The sequence below is a fragment of the Rhizobium sp. RHZ01 genome, from assembly GCF_014851595.1.
Classification (GTDB): domain Bacteria; phylum Pseudomonadota; class Alphaproteobacteria; order Rhizobiales; family Rhizobiaceae; genus Rhizobium; species Rhizobium altiplani.
Window position 1 is genome coordinate 99,200 of sequence record NZ_JACUZZ010000008.1, and the last position, 16,066, is coordinate 115,265.

The following is a 16,066-nucleotide window of genomic DNA, read 5'->3' on the forward strand; positions in this document are numbered from 1 at the left end:
CCCACCGGCCTTCGAGATTACAACACCGTCGACTTAGTCGAGGGCGGCGGTAACCGTGAACTCGACCTTGTACTTCGGTGCAGCAAGCTTGGCTTCGCTGGTAGCGCGAGCCGGCGTGTTGGCCGGGTCGACCCAGGCTTCCCAGGCAGCGTTCATTTCGGCAAAGTAGGACATGTCGGAGAGATAGATCAGCGTCTGCAGGATCTTCGACTTGTTCGAACCGGCCGCAGCGAGCAGACGATCGACTTCAGCCAGTGCCGACTTGCACTGTTCGGTGACGCTTTCGCCTTCGCCGACCTGACCTGCGAGGTAGACCGTGTTGCCGTGGACGACCGCGCCGCTCATGCGGGCGCCAACGTCGATGCGCTTAATGCTCATGATTGTCTCCTATTGGTGAAATGAAAGACGCCGCTGGAAAGAAGCGGCGTCGGACTCGGGTCAGTGATTGTGTTATGCGCGGATGTGCTGCGTCTTCTGATAGATCGCGGTCGAACGGGCACCGGAGCGGCAATAGCCGAGCATCGGACGCGGGAACTCATCAAGCGCGTCGACCATCCCGGCAATCGCCTCTTCGTTGACGCCCATCGGGCCGACCGGCACGTGTGCGATATCGAGGCCGAGTTCCTTTGCGCGCGCTTCGACCAGGGCATAAGGCGTCTGATCCGGGCTTTCGCCGTCCGGGCGATTGCAAACGATCGATTTGAAGCCCATGGCCTTGATCTGATCGAGATCCTCGACCGAAATCTGTCCGGAAACCGAATATTCGTCGTCGATTTGGCGAATGTCCATCGCTAATCCTCCTGAAATCATGGGCTGAATGACTACGCCGCCCCATGCCAAGCGTCAACCGCAGATCACTCACACGAAGGCAAAGCTGAGCGCATAATTTCGGCTCTCGCCGGGCTTCAGCATGATGAACTCACCCGCTGCTTCCAGCTCGGAGCGAGATACCCAGCGATGCGACACCGGCTCGATGCCGAGGACGTCGGCAGGTGCCTTCTGATTGCGCCAGACCTGCAGGTGCGGCAACGTCTCGGCAAGGACCCGCACTCGGAGGACCTTGCCGCCGATCGCGGCTATCGGGCCAAGACGCACCTCGGCAAAACCGCTGTGCGTTGCCGGCGCCTTAACGCAGAAGATGCCACCCGGCTCTTCACCAAAATTCCAGGGGAAGCCGCCACCCTCGAGCATCTTGCCTTCGAGACGCGTGCCGGCATCGAACCACTTGCCGCCAATATTCATATGGTACATCAGGAAAGTCGGCACGACCTTGTCGCTGGTGTTGACGACCTTGTCTTTAAGACTGACCTCGCCTGTCTGACCGTTGATGAACCAATGGCGTTCAATTCGAGCCGGCAAGCCTTCGACCGTTACGATATCGATATCCGCCCGGCACTCGGCATTCCCATTCTCGAATTTCGTCCAGAGGATCCTGGCTGCATGACCAGGGCCCGATCCATGCAAAGGATAGACCTTGCCGTCTGCGCGACCCGGAATCGGCTCGCGGTGACGGATATGGTCCGGTCCGCAGGTAAAGAGAAAGCCTTCGACAGAATGCGAGATGCGCGCGTCGCCGTCATCGGGGACCGCCTTCTTGGGAGCGATGTCGACACCATTGACGATACAGCCGCCGATATCCATCTGCGACGTCTCGTCCAGCATCAGCTTCGGCCCTCTTGCCGCGGCAAACTCGATCATTGTCCAACTTCCTCCCGGTTCTGGCGACTGATGCAGCGATATGTCTCGCAGCGGCATTCGTCAATCGCGGCTGCTATGCCGCTTCAGGGAACCGGCAGTTCACCCCAAAGGTTTATGAGCAAAGGAGAAATCACCAAATATTTATCTTTTGTTCAGTACGATTTCATAAATTCCACACTAGCGTCAAAATTCGCAGGTGTGTGTCGGCCAAGTCACTGAAGGATATGAAGACGTGAATCGCTTTGTAAGATCGGGATTGTCTGCCGCAGCTGCCGTGCTCGCCATCGCTGTCGCGCCTTCTGCCGATGCGCAGCAGTTTTACAACGGACGCCAGGGCGACATTGTCTTCGTGGCGCCGAACGGCGATATCCTCGACTACGTACCATCCGGCGCCGCCTACGCGCGCGACCGCAGGGGTAACCGCGTACTGGTCGATCCCTATGGCAATGTGATTGCGACCGAAATGCGCGCCCGCGGTTACTACCCGCGCCCGCCCGTGCGTGATGCCTACAATAACGACGCTTACTACGGCGACGATCCCTACGGCGATTCGCGCTATTCCGAACGCGGCGCCGTCACCGGCTCGATCCCGCGTGACGCTGCTATCGACCGACAGCCCCTGGACGAGCAGCCTTACCCGCAAGGCGGCGAAAACTACGCTTCCATCGAGCCGGACCAGCAAATGCCGGAGATGGCGCAGCCGAAGCCGCCTCAGGAGCCGGTGATCACGCTCAAGAACAAGTCGAAGTCCGAGATCGTCGCCCTTCAGGTGTTCCTCGACCGCGCCGGCGTGTCCCCAGGTGCGATCGATGGCCACATGGGCGCGAACGTGACCAAAGCGATCTATGCCTACCAGCAGATGACGGGTGAGACTCTCGACCCGAACAATACGGACGCCATCCTCGAGCAGCTTCGCATGACCGGCGGTCTGCCGCTGGTGAGCTACACGATCACGCCTGCGGATGCCGCTGGCCCCTATGTCGCGGAGATCCCCGAGGACTACGCACACAAGGCCGCGATGTCGTCGCTCGGCTACACCTCGACAACGGAAATGCTCGCTGAGCGCTTCCATATGGACGAAGGCTTCCTGAAGGAAATCAATCCGGGCATCGACTTCACGGTTCCCGGCACGGTCATCAAGGTTGTCAATCCTGGCGAAGTGAAAGCTGGATCGGTCGCGCGAATCATTGCCGACAAGGGCCGCAAGCAGGTCTTTGCCTATGACAACGCGGGCAATTTGGTTGCTGCCTACCCGGCCTCGATTGGCTCGACCGATACGCCCTCGCCTTCGGGTACGGTCACCGTCGAGCGCGTAGCTTTCAATCCGGGCTACACCTACAATCCGAAGATCAATTTCCAGCAGGGCGCCAACGACAAGATCTTGAACATTCCGCCGGGTCCGAACGGCCCGGTCGGCACGGTCTGGATGGCGCTCTCCAAGCCGACTTACGGTATCCACGGAACGCCGGAACCATCGAAGATCGGTCGGACCCAGAGCCATGGCTGTATCCGTCTGACAAACTGGGACGCCACCGAACTGGCGAAGATGGTCAAGCCGGGCGTAACAGTCGAATTCACCGACTGATCGATCCTGCCATTCCACCAACAAAAAATGCGCCGCAAAGGGCGCATTTTTTTGTTTAGCAGACAGTTTCCGCTAGGCGGCTGAGCGGATCAACGGGCCAGTGCTGCGCGCCGGCTCCGGGAGCTTTGCCGGGACCTTGCCCATGATCTCTTCAGCGAAACAGCGCGCGTTCTCGCGCGCCTTGTCGAGGTTGCTTACCCGGGCAGGATCGAGGGAATGCAGTGTGCCCCCACAGTCAAAGATGTCTCGGAAGGCAGACCGCTCGATGATTGCAGTATCCAACACCGGCACTTGGCGCTCGCTCAGCAGCGACTTGACGATGGAGAGCGCGCGTGTGGTCACCATCGAGTTGACACGGGTCAACACGACCGAGTGCCCAATACGGATGCCGGCCTTCTCGTCCAGATATTGCAGCAATTCGAGAACCTGCGCGCCGCCCCGAGCGTCCATGGCGCATCCCTGGATCGGGACCAGCACGTGATCGGAGAGGCCGATTGCCGTGGCAAGCAGCGGATTACGCGCACCGGGCAGATCGACGATGAAGTAGTCCGTATTGTGTTTGTTTTCCGATATGTGCAGCGGCAACGACGCCGACGTCACGAAATCGATGACCGAGATGTTGGCCACATGCCCGGATACTTCATGCCATCTCGTGATCCAGTGCTGCGGATCTGCGTCAAGGATTGTCACCCGATAGCCCTTCTGGGCAAGCTCGGTGGCGAGAAGAAGCACGGCTGTGGTCTTGCCGGCGCCGCCCTTGGTGTTTGCGAAAGTGATGACTGGCATGGACGGTCCTCGAAGGGAAAAGTGAGCCTCTCTATGGCCCTGTCGCGCACTTTCCGAAACATCGTGCGGTTAACGCATCCTTTACAATGATGGTTAACAACTCCTAAACACGGCGCCTGAAATTGCGGCTGACATTTCTTGCATCCCCTCGAAAACACGACGCCACGAATAAAAAGGCCCGGAAAGCCTAAGCTTTCCGGGCCAGTTGGGTCCGCCGTCTTGTCTAAATTCAGAAGCAGTCCTTGAAGAGCGCCTTCGTGTTTTCGAGCGTCATCTTGACCGGATTGCCGCCGGCGCTCGGATCTTCGATCGCCATCGCCGAAAGTTCATCGATTCGATCCGGCTTGATTCCCATCGCAGACAGGCTGTCGGGAACGCCAAGCTCGGCGCGAAGCTGCAGCACGTAGTTGTAGAATCCGTCGAAACCGCCGGAGATACCGAGATAGGCTGCAGCACGCGCAATCTTGTCTTCGATCGTCGAACGGTTGAAGCGAAGCACGGCCGGCATGACGACGGCATTCGTCATGCCGTGGTGGGTGTTGTAGACCGCGCCGATCGGGTGCGACAGCGCATGAATGGCGCCGAGGCCCTTCTGGAAAGCAACAGCGCCCATGGCGGCCGCCGACATCATGTTCGCGCGGGCTTCGAGGTCGGTGCCTTCCTTGTAGGCGCGTGGCAGGAATTCCTTGACGAGGCGCATGCCCTCCAGCGCGATGCCGGCAGACATCGGGTGGTAGAAGGGCGAGGAATAGGCTTCCAGGCAATGCGCGAAGGCATCCATGCCGGTGCCGGCCGTGATGATCTTCGGCATGCCGACCGTCAGTTCCGGATCTGCGATGACGACGCCCGGCAGGAACTTCGGGTGGAAGATGATCTTCTTCACATGGGTTTCGGAATTGGTGATGACGCTGGCGCGACCAACTTCCGAGCCCGTGCCCGCCGTCGTCGGCACGGCAACGATCGGCGCGATGCCTTCGACGCCGGCGCGTGTCCACCAGTCACCGATGTCCTCGAAGTCCCAGACGGGGCGCGTCTGGCCGGCCATGAAGGCCACGCACTTGCCGAGATCAAGGCCGGAACCGCCACCGAAGGCAACCACGCCGTCGTGGCCGCCATCCTTGAACGCCTTGACGCCGGCGTCGAGGTTCTTGTCGTTCGGGTTCGGATCTACATCGGCAAAGATTGCGCGACCGAGACCGGCGTCTTCCAGAACGTCGAGCGCCGTCTTGGTGATCGCCATGGACGCGAGGCCGCGATCGGTAATCAGCAGCGGCTTCTTCATGCCAAGGCTCTTGCAGGCGTCCGCCAGTTCCTTGATGCGCCCCCGACCTAACTTGAAGGCGGTCGGATAGCTCCAGTTGGCTGTGATGTTGCTGCTCATGCTGTGACTTTCTTCAGATGGTAGGATTTCGGACGCGTCAGATTGTGGAAGCCGATGATCGACAACGAGCCGCCACGGCCGGTTTCCTTGATACCGGTCCAGCAGAGCGCCGGATCGAGATAGTCTGCGCGGTTCATGAACACGGTGCCGGTTTCGATCTCGCGACCAAGCCGCCCTGCCCGCTCCGGATCCTTCGTCCAGAGCGAAGCCGTCAGGCCGTACTGGCTATCGTTCATCAGGGCCACTGCCTCGTCGTCGCTCTTCACCTTCATGATGCCGACAGCCGGACCGAAGGTTTCTTCGCGCATGAAGGCCATGGAGTGGTCGACGTTGACCAGGATCTGCGGAGCGAGATAAGCGCCGCCATCGTCCTGCGGGAACAGCTTGGGATCGACCAACGCCTTGGCACCCTTGGAGACGGCATCGGCGATCTGCTCGCGCACGACCTTGGCGAAACGCTTGTTCGCCATCGGCCCAAGCGACGTTTCCGGATCCAGCGGATTGCCGAGCTTGTAGTTCGATACCCAGGCGACCGACTTCTCGACGAAGCTGTCATAGAGCGACTCGTGCACATAGATGCGCTCGATTCCGCAGCAGCACTGGCCGGAATTGTAGGTCGCGCCGTCCATCAGCGTATCGACCGCCGCATCGAGATCCGCGTCTTCCATGACGTAGCCTGGATCCTTGCCGCCGAGCTCCAGGCCAAGCCCGGTAAACGTACCCGCCGCAGCGCGCTCCATCGAGCGACCGCCTTCGACCGAACCGGTGAAGTTGACGAAATTGAAGCTACCAGCAGCAATCAGGGCCGAGGTAGTCTCGTGATCGAGGAACACGTTCTGGAAGACATCCTCGGGAACGCCGGCCTCGACGAAGGCCTGCACCAGCCGCTCGCCGACCAGGAGCGTCTGCGAGGCATGTTTCAGAACAACCGCATTGCCCGCCATGAGCGCCGGGGCGATCGTGTTAATCGCCGTCATGTAGGGGTAGTTCCAGGGCGCCACGACGAAGACGACGCCATGCGCCTCGCGCTCGATCCGGCGCTCGAACTTGTCACTCTCTTCGACGACAAGCGGCGCCAACGCATCGGCAGCGATCGAGGCGACATAGTTGGAGCGCTCGTTGAAGCCCTTGTATTCGCCGCCATAACGGATCGGGCGGCCCATCTGCCAGGCAAGGTCGGGCACGACGACGTCGGACATTTCATTGAGCCGTGCGACGCCCTTCAGCACCAGCTGAACACGGTCTTCCAGCGGGCGTTTTGCCCAGGCCTTCTGCGCCTTGCGCGCACGCGCAACGGCCTCTTTCGCCGCCTCCAGCGAAAGCGCCGGGCGCTCGGCGTAAACCGATCCGTCGACCGGTGAAATGCATTGGATCATTCCCATGATCTTCATCCTATGTTTTAGCGTGCCGAAACCGGCGGACCTCCCAAACAATCTCCCGAGATATGGAAATCGTGTGACAGGACGCCGTCCGGCTTGGCTACGCTTTATGCTCTTTCGAAACCGCGCGCCACTTCCCAATCGGTGACGCGACGATCGTACTCTTCCTGCTCCCACTCGGCTGCGCGAGTATAGTGGTCGATGACATCATCGCCGAAGGCATTGCGCAGCATCTTCGATTTCGTCATGGCAACGGTTGCCGCACGCAACGTGCGCGGGATCTCGCGGACGCGGCGAGCGCCATAGGCGTCGCCGACAAATGGAGCCTCGAGTTCCACCTTGTTCTCGATGCCATCGATGCCCGCAGCAAGCAGTGCCGCAAAAGCGAGATAGGGATTGAGGTCAGACCCACCAACACGGCACTCGATGCGGATCGCCTTGGTGTCATCACCGCAGAGACGATAACCGGCCGTGCGGTTGTCCTTGCTCCAGATCGCTTTTGTCGGCGCGAACGTGCCGGCCATGAAGCGCTTGTAGGAGTTGATGTAAGGTGCCAGGAAATACGTGATCTCGCTCGCGTGCGAGAGCAGGCCGGCGATGTAGTTTTCCATTAGCGGCGACATGCCGTACTTGCCCTTCTCGTCATGGAAAAGCGGCGTCTTGCCGTCCACGCTCCAGAGCGACTGATGGATATGTGACGAGCTACCGGCGGCATTATAGTGCCACTTGGCGAGGAAAGTGATTGCCTTGCCCTTCGACCAGGCGATCTCCTTGCAGCCGTTCTTGATGATGGCATGGCGGTCCGCCATCGTCAGCGCATCGGCGTACCGGACATTGATTTCCTCCTGCCCGGCGGATGCTTCACCCTTCGAGTTCTCGACCGGAATGCCGGCCCCCTGAAGCCCCGTGCGGATTGCCCGCATAACCTCTTCTTCCTTGGTCGTCTGGAAGATGTGGTAGTCCTCGTTATAGGCGCTGGCGAGCTTCAGGTTGCGATAACCGGCTGCGTGCGCGGAGTCGTAGGTCTGGTCGAACAGGAAAAATTCGAGCTCCGAGGCCATAAAGGCCTTCATGCCCATGTCTTCCAGACGCTTGACCTGCTTCTTCAGGATCGCGCGCGGCGAATGCGGCACCTCTTCGTGGGAATGGTGGTCGAGCAGATCGCACAGCACGAGCGCCGTACCTTCAAGCCATGGAATCCGCCGCAGCGTCGAAAGGTCGGGCTTCATCGTGTAGTCGCCATAACCCTTTTCCCAACTCGTCGCCTTGTAACCGGAGACGGTTTCCATCTCCATGTCGGTGGCGACGAGATAGTTGCAGCTGTGCGTTTCCTTCCATGCGCTCTCGAGGAAGTATTCGGCCTGGAAACGCTTGCCCATCAAGCGGCCCTGCATATCCACCTGGCATGCCAGAACCGTGTCGATGCGCCCGTCGGCAACATCCTGCTTGAGATCGTCGAGAGTATAGATGCTCATATTGAATCCGCCTGAACCTGGAACTGAAAAAATCGGGTCAACGAAAGGGCATGCCGTCAAACGGGCGCGCCGCATCTGATGCGTTTTCGTTGAGCCGTTAAACGGGGCCGCCATCGCGGCCCCGCGGTTTGAGAGGGAAGTCGAAGCCTCAGCGTTCGCCAACTGCCTTTTCGGCAGCAGCAATCTCCGCCTGACGGCGCGCAACTTCCTCACCGATCGGCGGGCCCTTGAAGCGGCGGTTTTCAAAGCCGAACCAGATGATCGCAGTCAGTACGAGGAAGCCGACGGTGATGTAGAGAGCCCAATCATTCGGCGGCTGGATGCCGAGGACGAAGATCAGCACCATCGCCAGGATCGAAAGAATCGCGAACAGCTTGAACATGCCTTCGCCGAGGTTCCACGGACCCATCTTGTCCCACTTCGACGAACCCCAGGCGAGGAGGCCGAGGGTGATCGGGATCGCGAAGGAGAAGAACAGGAAGATAACCGTGCACGACACGACGATCGTGTAAACCGGCGTTTCGCCGATCGAAACGAGCGACGAGCCCCAGACGAACAGGACCGCGAGGATCGAGCCAGTCCAGATGGCCGCGACCGGCGTGCGGAACTTCGGGCTGACCTTGGCGAGTGCCTTGGAGGCCGGCAGACCGCCGTCGCGCGAGAAGGCGAAGATCATGCGCGAAACCGAGGTGACGGTCGCAAGGCCGCACAGCCACTGGCTGACGAAGATGGCAAAGTAGAGCACATCCTTGACGACGACATTGACCTGGCTGTCCATCGCCCAGAAGAACACGTTCCAGCCTTGCTTCGCCGCCTCTTCCATGTTCGGCAGCATCAACACGAAGGCGCAAAGCATGATGTAGCCGAAAAGCGCGGACCACAGAACGGAGGAGACCATGCCGCGCGGAACGGAATGAGCTGCCTTGACCGTCTCCTCCGACGTATGGGCCGAAGCGTCATAGCCGGTGATTGTGTAAATCGGCAGCAGAAGACCGAGCAGGAATACCCAAGCGCCCGAAGTCTCCGGCCACACGTTGCCGCCGGCTTCGCCGGAATAGTTGGCAAAGGTGAAAAGACGGCCGAACTCGTAGGACGGAGCCGCCAACAGGCACACCACTGCGAGCGCGATCGCCGTCGCGAAAATGAGATAACCGGAAAAGTCCGTGAGCTTCGCCGTCAGGCCGATACCCATGTGGTTCACGAGCGCCTGTGCGCCGGTGATGACGACCAGGAAAACGATACGAACGGTCGTCGTGTCCGTCAGGCCGAAGTAGCTCGTCCCAAGGGAGCCCATGAAGAAATAGTAGGTGCCGACGTTGATCGCGCCGAGAACGGTGACGAGGCCGAGCAGGTTGAACCAGGCGGTCAGCCAGCCGGTGAAGCGGTTGCCGAGGATCGAACCCCAGTGGTAGAGGCCACCCGCGGTCGGATAGGCCGAGCTGATCTGCGCCATCGCGACGGCGAACACCAGCGAAACGAAGCAACCAACCGGCCAGCCGATGCCGATGGCCGCGCCGCCGGCGCCGGAAGTCGCTTGCGCCAGCGAGTTGATACCGCCGGAAAGAATGCAGATAATAGAGAACGAGACGGCAAAATTCGAGAACGCGCTCAGCCTCCGCTCTAACTCCTGGGCATAGCCCATGGAGTGCAGGATATGCGTGTCCTGCTTCTTGTCGTGATCCGTGTAGTCGGACATGACTTCCCCCTGTTAGCGATCAGCCGCGGGATTGCGAGTGATCATCCAGTGCCAAAGTGCCCGTGACGTTTTCGCCTACGGGCGGATCGCAGTTAGACTGCTCCCTGGGGTCTTTTTCTTCGTTGTCAGGCGTCCAGGCTTTGCCGGAGAAGCCTCGTCAGATAGCCGGCCATGACCCCTTGGCCGTCTTCATCTGAGATGAGGTCGTTGCGGACCTCGATCATTACATTGCGCAGCCCGTTCGAAAGCCCGTGCAGGATGAGCGTGTGGGTCACGCCATCAACGGGGCCGTAGGGCTCGTTACGTTCGATTTTATAGAGAGGCGAGCCGGTCGATGCGGCGTTCAACACGCTGTCGGCAAAGCGGCTGTCTTCGTCATGCAATATACCAATTTCCACGGCACGTGTCTTGCCGTGGTAAACAGGAGTGAAGCTGTGGACCGTCGCAATCACCGTCTCCTGCCCCCTCGCCCTGCGATCGCGAATCAGTGCGCGAATGGCGTCGTGAAAAGGAATATACAATGCTTCGGTGCGCGCGAGGCGTTCTTCCGCGCTGAGATCGGCATTGCCCGGAATTTCATAGACTTCACTCTTCTCGGGCATGGCGCCGGCTGACTCCGGCGGCCTGTTGCAATCGTAAATCAATCGCGAAAATCGCTGGTAGACGAGCGTGGCGTCGAGCGCCTCGGAAATCCCGCGGGCGACTGCCAATGCGCCAGGGTCCCATGCGATATGGCTTTCCAGAGCCTCACGGGAGAGACCGAGGGTACCGTATCGCTCGGGCATCAAACGCGACGCATGCTCGCAGATCACCAGCAGCGGGCTCTCGCCATTCGGCCGCTCAACGGTAACGCAGTCGCCTTCCGCTTCACTTAGGACCTTGAACTGAGCAGGCACCACAGGCGCATCCCGATCATTAATTAAAGAATGTATAAGAAAAGAATTCTTCAGGTTTTGCCGACTGTCAAGCGCGACTGAAAATTTCTTTTCATGACAGCAGTTGACATGGATTGTGACAGCGTTGTTAACTTTCAGTGGGAAAGTGGCACAAGACCAATCCCGGGGAGCAAGAACGCGTGAGCGCTGCGTCGAAGACAGTTTCGGACGTAATCCATTCGCATTTTGGCATGCTTACGCGGGCCGAAAAGCAATTGGCCGAGAGCCTGCTGGACAACTACCCAGTCTCAGGATTGGGGAGTATCACGACGATTGCGGAGAACGCCGGCGTATCGACGCCAACGGTCGTACGCATGGTGCAGAAGCTCGGCTTCAAGGGCTATCCCGACTTCCAGGCGCACCTCCACCAGGAGGTCGAAGCGACAATCTCGAACCCCATCGCCAAGCATGATCGATGGGCCTCCAACGCGCCGGGCACGCATATTCTCAATCGCTTTGCCGACGCGATCATTGGCAATCTTCGCCAGACGCTGAGCGCGCTCGACACGGCGACGTTCGACAGCGTCGCCTCGCTCCTCTCGGATCGCAAACGCGGCCTCTATTTCGTGGGCGGGCGCATCACCGGCGCGCTGGCCGAATACTTCTTTACACATATGCAAGTCATTCGTCCGAACACTGCTTTGCTCTCATCAAACTCGAGCAGCTGGCCGCAATACGTACTCAATATGAATCCCGGCGACCTCCTGGTCATCTTCGATATCCGTCGCTACGAGCAGGAAATGGTCAGCCTCGCGACCGCTGCCCGAAAAAGCGGCGCGGAGATCGTCGTCTTTACCGATCAGTGGGGATCGCCCGCCGCCAAGCTCGCGCGTCACACGTTCCGTGTGCAGATCGAGGCGCCATCGGCCTGGGACACGTCCGTCGTCACTCTCTTCATCGTAGAAGCCCTGATCGAGGCCGTTCAAAGCTCGACCTGGGATGAGACGAAAGAACGCATGAAAACCCTGGAGGGCCTGTTCGAACAGACCAGGCTATTCCGCAAACTCAGTTAGGAGGGAAAATACGACAGTGAGATGACGTTCGGCGCTTGAGCGAATAATGTGTCGTAAATGAAACATCGCCGCCAACTGCCTGCTATACAAAGAAAAAAGAAGGTCATGAAACTGTCACGAAAGCTTCACGTAACGTAAGTAACAGCATCGTCGGACACTGAAAACCCGAAGGAGAACAACAGTGATCTCTAATATTTCGAAAATGCTTTCGCTTTCTACTGCAATTGTTGTTGCTTCGACTGCAATCGCAGCTGCTGAACCAAGCGCTGAACTTATCGCTGCCGCCAAGAAGGAAGGCACGCTGACGACCATCGCGCTTCCGCACGACTGGTGCGGCTACGGCGACGTCATCGCCGGCTTCAAGGCCAAGTACGGCCTCGAAGTCAACGAACTGAACCCCGACGCGGGCTCGGGCGACGAGATCGAAGCCATCAAGGCCAACAAGGGCAACACCGGACCGCAGGCTCCTGACGTTATCGACGTCGGTCTTTCCTTCGGCCCCTCCGCAAAGGCCGATGGCCTGATCCAGCCCTACAAGGTGTCGACCTGGGATTCCATTCCTGACAGCGCCAAGGATGCCGATGGCTTCTGGTACGGCGACTATTACGGCGTTCTCTCCTTCGTCGTGAACACCGACATCGTCAAGGACGTTCCGAAGGACTGGGCCGACCTGAAGAAGTCCGACTACGCCAACAGCATCGCGCTCGCTGGCGACCCGCGCGCTTCTAACCAGGCTGTCCAGGCCGTCTACGCAGCCGGCATCGCAGCTGGTGAAAAGGACGCGACCAAGGCTGGCGAAGCTGGTCTCGCGTATTTCGCCGAGCTCAACAAGGCTGGAAACCTCGTTCCTGTGATCGGCAAGTCCGCTTCGCTCGCTCAGGGCTCGACCCCCATCGTCGTTGCCTGGGACTACAATGGTCTCTCCTGGCGCGATACCCTCAAGGGCAACCCACCAGCTGAAGTCGTCGTTCCGGCTTCGGGCGTTGTCGCTGGCGTCTACGTTCAGGCGATCTCGGCCTTCGCTCCGCACCCGAACGCTGCAAAGCTCTGGATGGAATACCTCTACTCCGACGAAGGTCAGCTCGGCTGGCTGAAGGGCTATTGCCACCCGATCCGCTTCAACGATCTGGCGAAGAACAAGAAGGTCCCCCAGGAGCTCCTCGACAAGCTGCCGCCGGCCGCTGCTTACGAAAAGGCCGTGTTCCCCACCCTCGACGAACAGGCTGCCGGCAAGGCCGCCATCACGACGAAGTGGGACAGCGTCGTTGGCGCCAACGTCAAGTAATCTCTGACGCAAGACCTCTCCGCCTCTGTGGGCGGAGAGGTCTCATTTTTCATTGCCCCGATAAGGCCGTCGTCTATGAGCACTGTTTCAACATCCGTGGCTACGGCCACGCCCATGATAAACCGCGACAGGATCGTAGACTGGCTCGGCATCGCGCCCTTCATGATCTTCGCTGCGATGTTCCTGATCATACCGACGCTTTATCTGGTCGCCGGCGCATTCCTGACCCCGGAAGGCGAACTCACCCTCAAGAACATTGCCGACCTGTTCACGCCGTCGATCCTCAGTGCCTACTGGATCAGTATCAAGGTGTCGGTGGTTTCAGCCCTCGGTGGCGCGGTGATCGGCTCCCTTCTTGCCTGGGCTGTGGTGCTCGGCGGGCTCCCGACCTGGGTTCGTTCGGGCCTCCTGACCTTTTCCGGCGTTGCCTCGAATTTCGCGGGCGTACCGCTCGCCTTCGCTTTTCTCGCCACGCTCGGACGCACGGGTCTCGTGACCGTCTTGATGCGCGACTGGCTGGGCTTCAATCTCTATTCCACCGGTTTCAACCTCTTGAGCTTCTTCGGGCTCACGCTCACCTACATGTACTTCCAGATCCCACTGATGGTACTGATCCTGACGCCGGCGCTCGACGGCATGAAAAAGGAGTGGAAGGAAGCCGCGCTCATTCTCGGCGCCACCAACGGCCAATACTGGCGCATGGTCGCGTTCCCAATTCTCTGGCCGAGCCTGATGGGCACGACACTCCTGCTCTTTGCCAACGCTTTCGGCGCGATCGCCACAGCCTATGCGCTGACGGGAAGTTCGCTGAATATCGTCCCGATCCTGCTCTACGCACAGATCCGCGGCGACGTGCTTCATAACGCCAACCTCGGCTATGCGCTGGCACTCGGCATGATCGTCATCACCGGCCTGTCCAACCTCCTATACATCATGCTGCGCATGCGCGCTGAACGGTGGCAAAAATGAAGACTTCACGCCTTGGAGCCTGGATATCGATCGGATTCGGCGCGATCTACTTCGTCCTGCCGCTCATCGCCACCGTTGAATTCTCGCTGCGCATGCGCCGCGGCGCCTACAGTTTTGACGCCTACGCTTCGGTTTTTTCCGAGGCGCAGTTCCGCGAAACCTTCGGTTATTCGATGCTGATGGCGCTTCTGACGATCGTCTTTGGCATGCTGCTCGTGGTGCCTACGGCGTATTGGGTGCGCCTGCGCCTGCCGCAGATCCGTCCGATCGTCGAGTTCATCACGCTGCTGCCGCTCGTCATCCCGGCAATCGTGATCGTCTTCGGTTATCTCAGAATGTACAACTCGTCCTCGATCCTGCCGCTGACGGGATCGACCACGGGTACGAACATCCTGCTCGTCCTTTCATACATAACGCTGTCCCTGCCCTACATGTATCGCGCCGTCGACACCGCCATGCGTGCCATCGATGTCCGCACCTTGACGGAAGCTGCGGAAAGCCTTGGCGCCGGCTGGGCGACGATCCTGTTCAAGTGCATTTTTCCGAACGTCATGAGCGGCGTACTCTCGGGCGCCTTCATCACGCTCGCGATCGTCATGGGCGAATTCACCATGGCCGCGCTCCTCAATCGTCCGGCCTTCGGGCCTTACCTGCAGCTGGTTGGCGCCAACCGCGCCTATGAGCCGTCGGCCCTGGCGGTCATCGCCTTCTCGATTACCTGGCTCAGCATGGGCCTGCTGCAACTCGTCTCCCGCTTCCACAAAGCCGCTCCGGCTAAGTCGTAAGGTATCTGGTTTTCATGGCCTTTCTCGAACTCGCAAACCTCAAGAAATCCTTCGGCAACACGCAGGTCGTGCATGACTTCAACATGCAGATCGAGAAGGGTGAATTCATCTCTTTCCTTGGCCCGTCGGGCTGCGGCAAGACGACTGTCCTGCGCATGATCGCGGGCTTCGAAACACCCTCGGCCGGTCGCATCGCCATCGGCGGCAAGGAGCAAAACAATCTCAAGCCGAACAAGCGCAACATCGGCATGGTCTTCCAGGCCTACGCGCTGTTTCCCAACATGACCGTACACGACAATGTCGCCTTCGGCCTCAAGGTCGCCGGCACGCAGGCCACCGAGATTGACGCTCGCGTCAAGGATATGCTTGGGCTGATCAAGCTCGACCACCTCGCGGATCGCTATCCCTATCAGCTCTCCGGCGGCCAGCAGCAGCGCGTGGCGCTTGCCCGTGCGCTGGCGGTCCGCCCCCAGGTCCTGCTGCTCGACGAGCCGCTGTCTGCCCTCGACGCCAAGATCCGCGTGTCGCTGCGCGAGGAAATCCGCGCCATCCAGCAGAAGCTCGGCATCACCACCGTCTTCGTGACGCACGACCAGGAAGAAGCTCTCTCGATCTCCGACCGCATCGTCGTCATGAACGCCGGCCGCGCCGACCAGATCGGCACGCCGTTCGAAATCTACAACACACCGGCTACGCGCTTCGTCGCCTCCTTCGTCGGCACGCTCAACATGATCGAAGCGAAGGTTGTCGACCCCTCGGCCAACCGCATCCAGATCGGTGACCAGGGCGTGACGTTGAAGCAGTCCGTCGCCGCCTTCAAGGCTGGCGATACAGTCTCGCTGGCGCTGCGTCCGGAGGCAGGATCGCTGGCCGAGAGCGCGCCATGCGACACGAAGCTGACCGGTCAGGTCGTATCCGCCCACTTCCTCGGTTCGGTCATCCGCACGCGCATGAATGTCGGCGGCAATGTCATTTCCTTCGACATGTTCAACAGCCCGGGCGTGACCCCACCGGCTGCTGGCGAGACCGTCACGCTTCGCTTCATGGCAGCCGACCTCCTCGTCATCCGCGATTGATCG

Annotated in this window: 15 protein-coding genes; 6 read left to right on the forward strand and 9 right to left on the reverse strand. The window is 59.8% G+C overall.

All coding sequences use genetic code 11. The features are described 5' to 3' along the window. Positions 1-33 precede the first annotated feature (33 nt). The 3 genes from IB248_RS11070 to IB248_RS11080 all read right to left on the reverse strand — a co-directional run bounded on the left by IB248_RS11070 (position 34) and on the right by IB248_RS11080 (position 1,698). Positions 34-378, reverse strand: a complete 345-nt coding sequence (locus IB248_RS11070) for a RidA family protein (protein WP_018858293.1) — start codon at positions 376-378, stop codon at positions 34-36. A gap of 72 nt (positions 379-450) precedes the next feature. Beyond that, positions 451-789: a TIGR01244 family sulfur transferase gene (locus IB248_RS11075; protein WP_018858292.1), complete on the reverse strand. Its 339-nt coding sequence runs from the start codon at positions 787-789 to the stop codon at positions 451-453. Positions 790-858: 69 nt separating this feature from the next. Continuing rightward, a complete protein-coding gene (locus tag IB248_RS11080) occupies positions 859-1,698 on the reverse strand; it encodes a DUF4432 family protein (RefSeq protein ID WP_169681476.1) in 840 nt (279 codons plus the stop codon). 232 nt (positions 1,699-1,930) lie between these two features. On the opposite strand from IB248_RS11080, the gene IB248_RS11085 reads away from it, so the two are divergent. Next, on the forward strand, positions 1,931-3,283 hold the full coding sequence (locus tag IB248_RS11085) for a L,D-transpeptidase (RefSeq protein ID WP_026371936.1): 1,353 nt from the start codon (positions 1,931-1,933) through the stop codon (positions 3,281-3,283). Between the two features lie 72 nt (positions 3,284-3,355). Here the strand turns inward: IB248_RS11085 and IB248_RS11090 are convergent, their stop codons facing one another. From IB248_RS11090 to IB248_RS11115, 6 genes are all read right to left on the reverse strand, one after another. Next, entirely contained in the window at positions 3,356-4,069 is a 714-nt protein-coding gene (locus IB248_RS11090) for a ParA family protein (protein ID WP_018858289.1), read from the reverse strand. Between the two features lie 229 nt (positions 4,070-4,298). Then, a complete protein-coding gene (locus IB248_RS11095) occupies positions 4,299-5,450 on the reverse strand; it encodes an iron-containing alcohol dehydrogenase (RefSeq protein WP_169681478.1) in 1,152 nt (383 codons plus the stop codon). Continuing rightward, on the reverse strand, positions 5,447-6,832 hold the full coding sequence (locus IB248_RS11100; RefSeq protein WP_169681479.1) for an aldehyde dehydrogenase family protein: 1,386 nt from the start codon (positions 6,830-6,832) through the stop codon (positions 5,447-5,449). Before IB248_RS11100 ends, IB248_RS11095 begins: the two co-directional genes overlap by 4 nt. Before the next feature lie 104 nt (positions 6,833-6,936). Next, positions 6,937-8,304 (reverse strand): glutamine synthetase family protein, encoded by a 1,368-nt coding sequence (locus IB248_RS11105; protein WP_018857116.1) that lies wholly within the window; start codon positions 8,302-8,304, stop codon positions 6,937-6,939. Positions 8,305-8,452: 148 nt separating this feature from the next. Continuing rightward, entirely contained in the window at positions 8,453-10,000 is a 1,548-nt protein-coding gene (locus tag IB248_RS11110) for an amino acid permease (RefSeq protein WP_018857117.1), read from the reverse strand. 125 nt (positions 10,001-10,125) lie between these two features. Beyond that, the gene (locus tag IB248_RS11115; protein ID WP_018857118.1) at positions 10,126-10,899 is read right to left on the reverse strand and encodes an N-formylglutamate amidohydrolase; all 774 of its coding nucleotides are present in this window, start codon (positions 10,897-10,899) and stop codon (positions 10,126-10,128) included. Between the two features lie 176 nt (positions 10,900-11,075). Here IB248_RS11115 and IB248_RS11120 point away from each other — a divergent pair, with 176 nt between their 5' ends. The 5 genes from IB248_RS11120 (at position 11,076) to IB248_RS11140 (ending at position 16,063) form a co-directional block, all read left to right on the forward strand. Beyond that, positions 11,076-11,948, forward strand: a complete 873-nt coding sequence (locus IB248_RS11120; RefSeq protein ID WP_018857119.1) for a MurR/RpiR family transcriptional regulator — start codon at positions 11,076-11,078, stop codon at positions 11,946-11,948. Between the two features lie 181 nt (positions 11,949-12,129). Further along, on the forward strand, positions 12,130-13,233 hold the full coding sequence (locus IB248_RS11125; RefSeq protein ID WP_025659341.1) for an ABC transporter substrate-binding protein: 1,104 nt from the start codon (positions 12,130-12,132) through the stop codon (positions 13,231-13,233). A 75-nt stretch (positions 13,234-13,308) separates the two neighbouring features. After that, a complete protein-coding gene (locus IB248_RS11130; RefSeq protein ID WP_026371779.1) occupies positions 13,309-14,202 on the forward strand; it encodes an ABC transporter permease subunit in 894 nt (297 codons plus the stop codon). Then, positions 14,199-14,987 (forward strand): ABC transporter permease, encoded by a 789-nt coding sequence (locus tag IB248_RS11135; protein WP_018116406.1) that lies wholly within the window; start codon positions 14,199-14,201, stop codon positions 14,985-14,987. Before IB248_RS11130 ends, IB248_RS11135 begins: the two co-directional genes overlap by 4 nt. Before the next feature lie 14 nt (positions 14,988-15,001). After that, a complete protein-coding gene (locus IB248_RS11140) occupies positions 15,002-16,063 on the forward strand; it encodes an ABC transporter ATP-binding protein (protein ID WP_113471572.1) in 1,062 nt (353 codons plus the stop codon). The last annotated feature ends 3 nt before the right edge of the window (positions 16,064-16,066 follow it).

Excerpts from the sequence above, each read along its gene's own strand:
- IB248_RS11070 (WP_018858293.1), bottom strand. The coding sequence starts at position 378 with ATGAGCATTAAGCGCATCGACGTTGGCGCCCGCATGAGCGGCGCGGTC.
- IB248_RS11075 (WP_018858292.1), bottom strand. The coding sequence starts at position 789 with ATGGACATTCGCCAAATCGACGACGAATATTCGGTTTCCGGACAGATT.
- IB248_RS11080 (WP_169681476.1), bottom strand. The coding sequence starts at position 1,698 with ATGATCGAGTTTGCCGCGGCAAGAGGGCCGAAGCTGATGCTGGACGAG.
- IB248_RS11090 (WP_018858289.1), bottom strand. The coding sequence starts at position 4,069 with ATGCCAGTCATCACTTTCGCAAACACCAAGGGCGGCGCCGGCAAGACC.
- IB248_RS11095 (WP_169681478.1), bottom strand. The coding sequence starts at position 5,450 with ATGAGCAGCAACATCACAGCCAACTGGAGCTATCCGACCGCCTTCAAG.
- IB248_RS11100 (WP_169681479.1), bottom strand. The coding sequence starts at position 6,832 with ATGGGAATGATCCAATGCATTTCACCGGTCGACGGATCGGTTTACGCC.
- IB248_RS11105 (WP_018857116.1), bottom strand. The coding sequence starts at position 8,304 with ATGAGCATCTATACTCTCGACGATCTCAAGCAGGATGTTGCCGACGGG.
- IB248_RS11110 (WP_018857117.1), bottom strand. The coding sequence starts at position 10,000 with ATGTCCGACTACACGGATCACGACAAGAAGCAGGACACGCATATCCTG.
- IB248_RS11130 (WP_026371779.1), top strand. The coding sequence starts at position 13,309 with ATGAGCACTGTTTCAACATCCGTGGCTACGGCCACGCCCATGATAAAC.
- IB248_RS11135 (WP_018116406.1), top strand. The coding sequence starts at position 14,199 with ATGAAGACTTCACGCCTTGGAGCCTGGATATCGATCGGATTCGGCGCG.
- IB248_RS11140 (WP_113471572.1), top strand. The coding sequence starts at position 15,002 with ATGGCCTTTCTCGAACTCGCAAACCTCAAGAAATCCTTCGGCAACACG.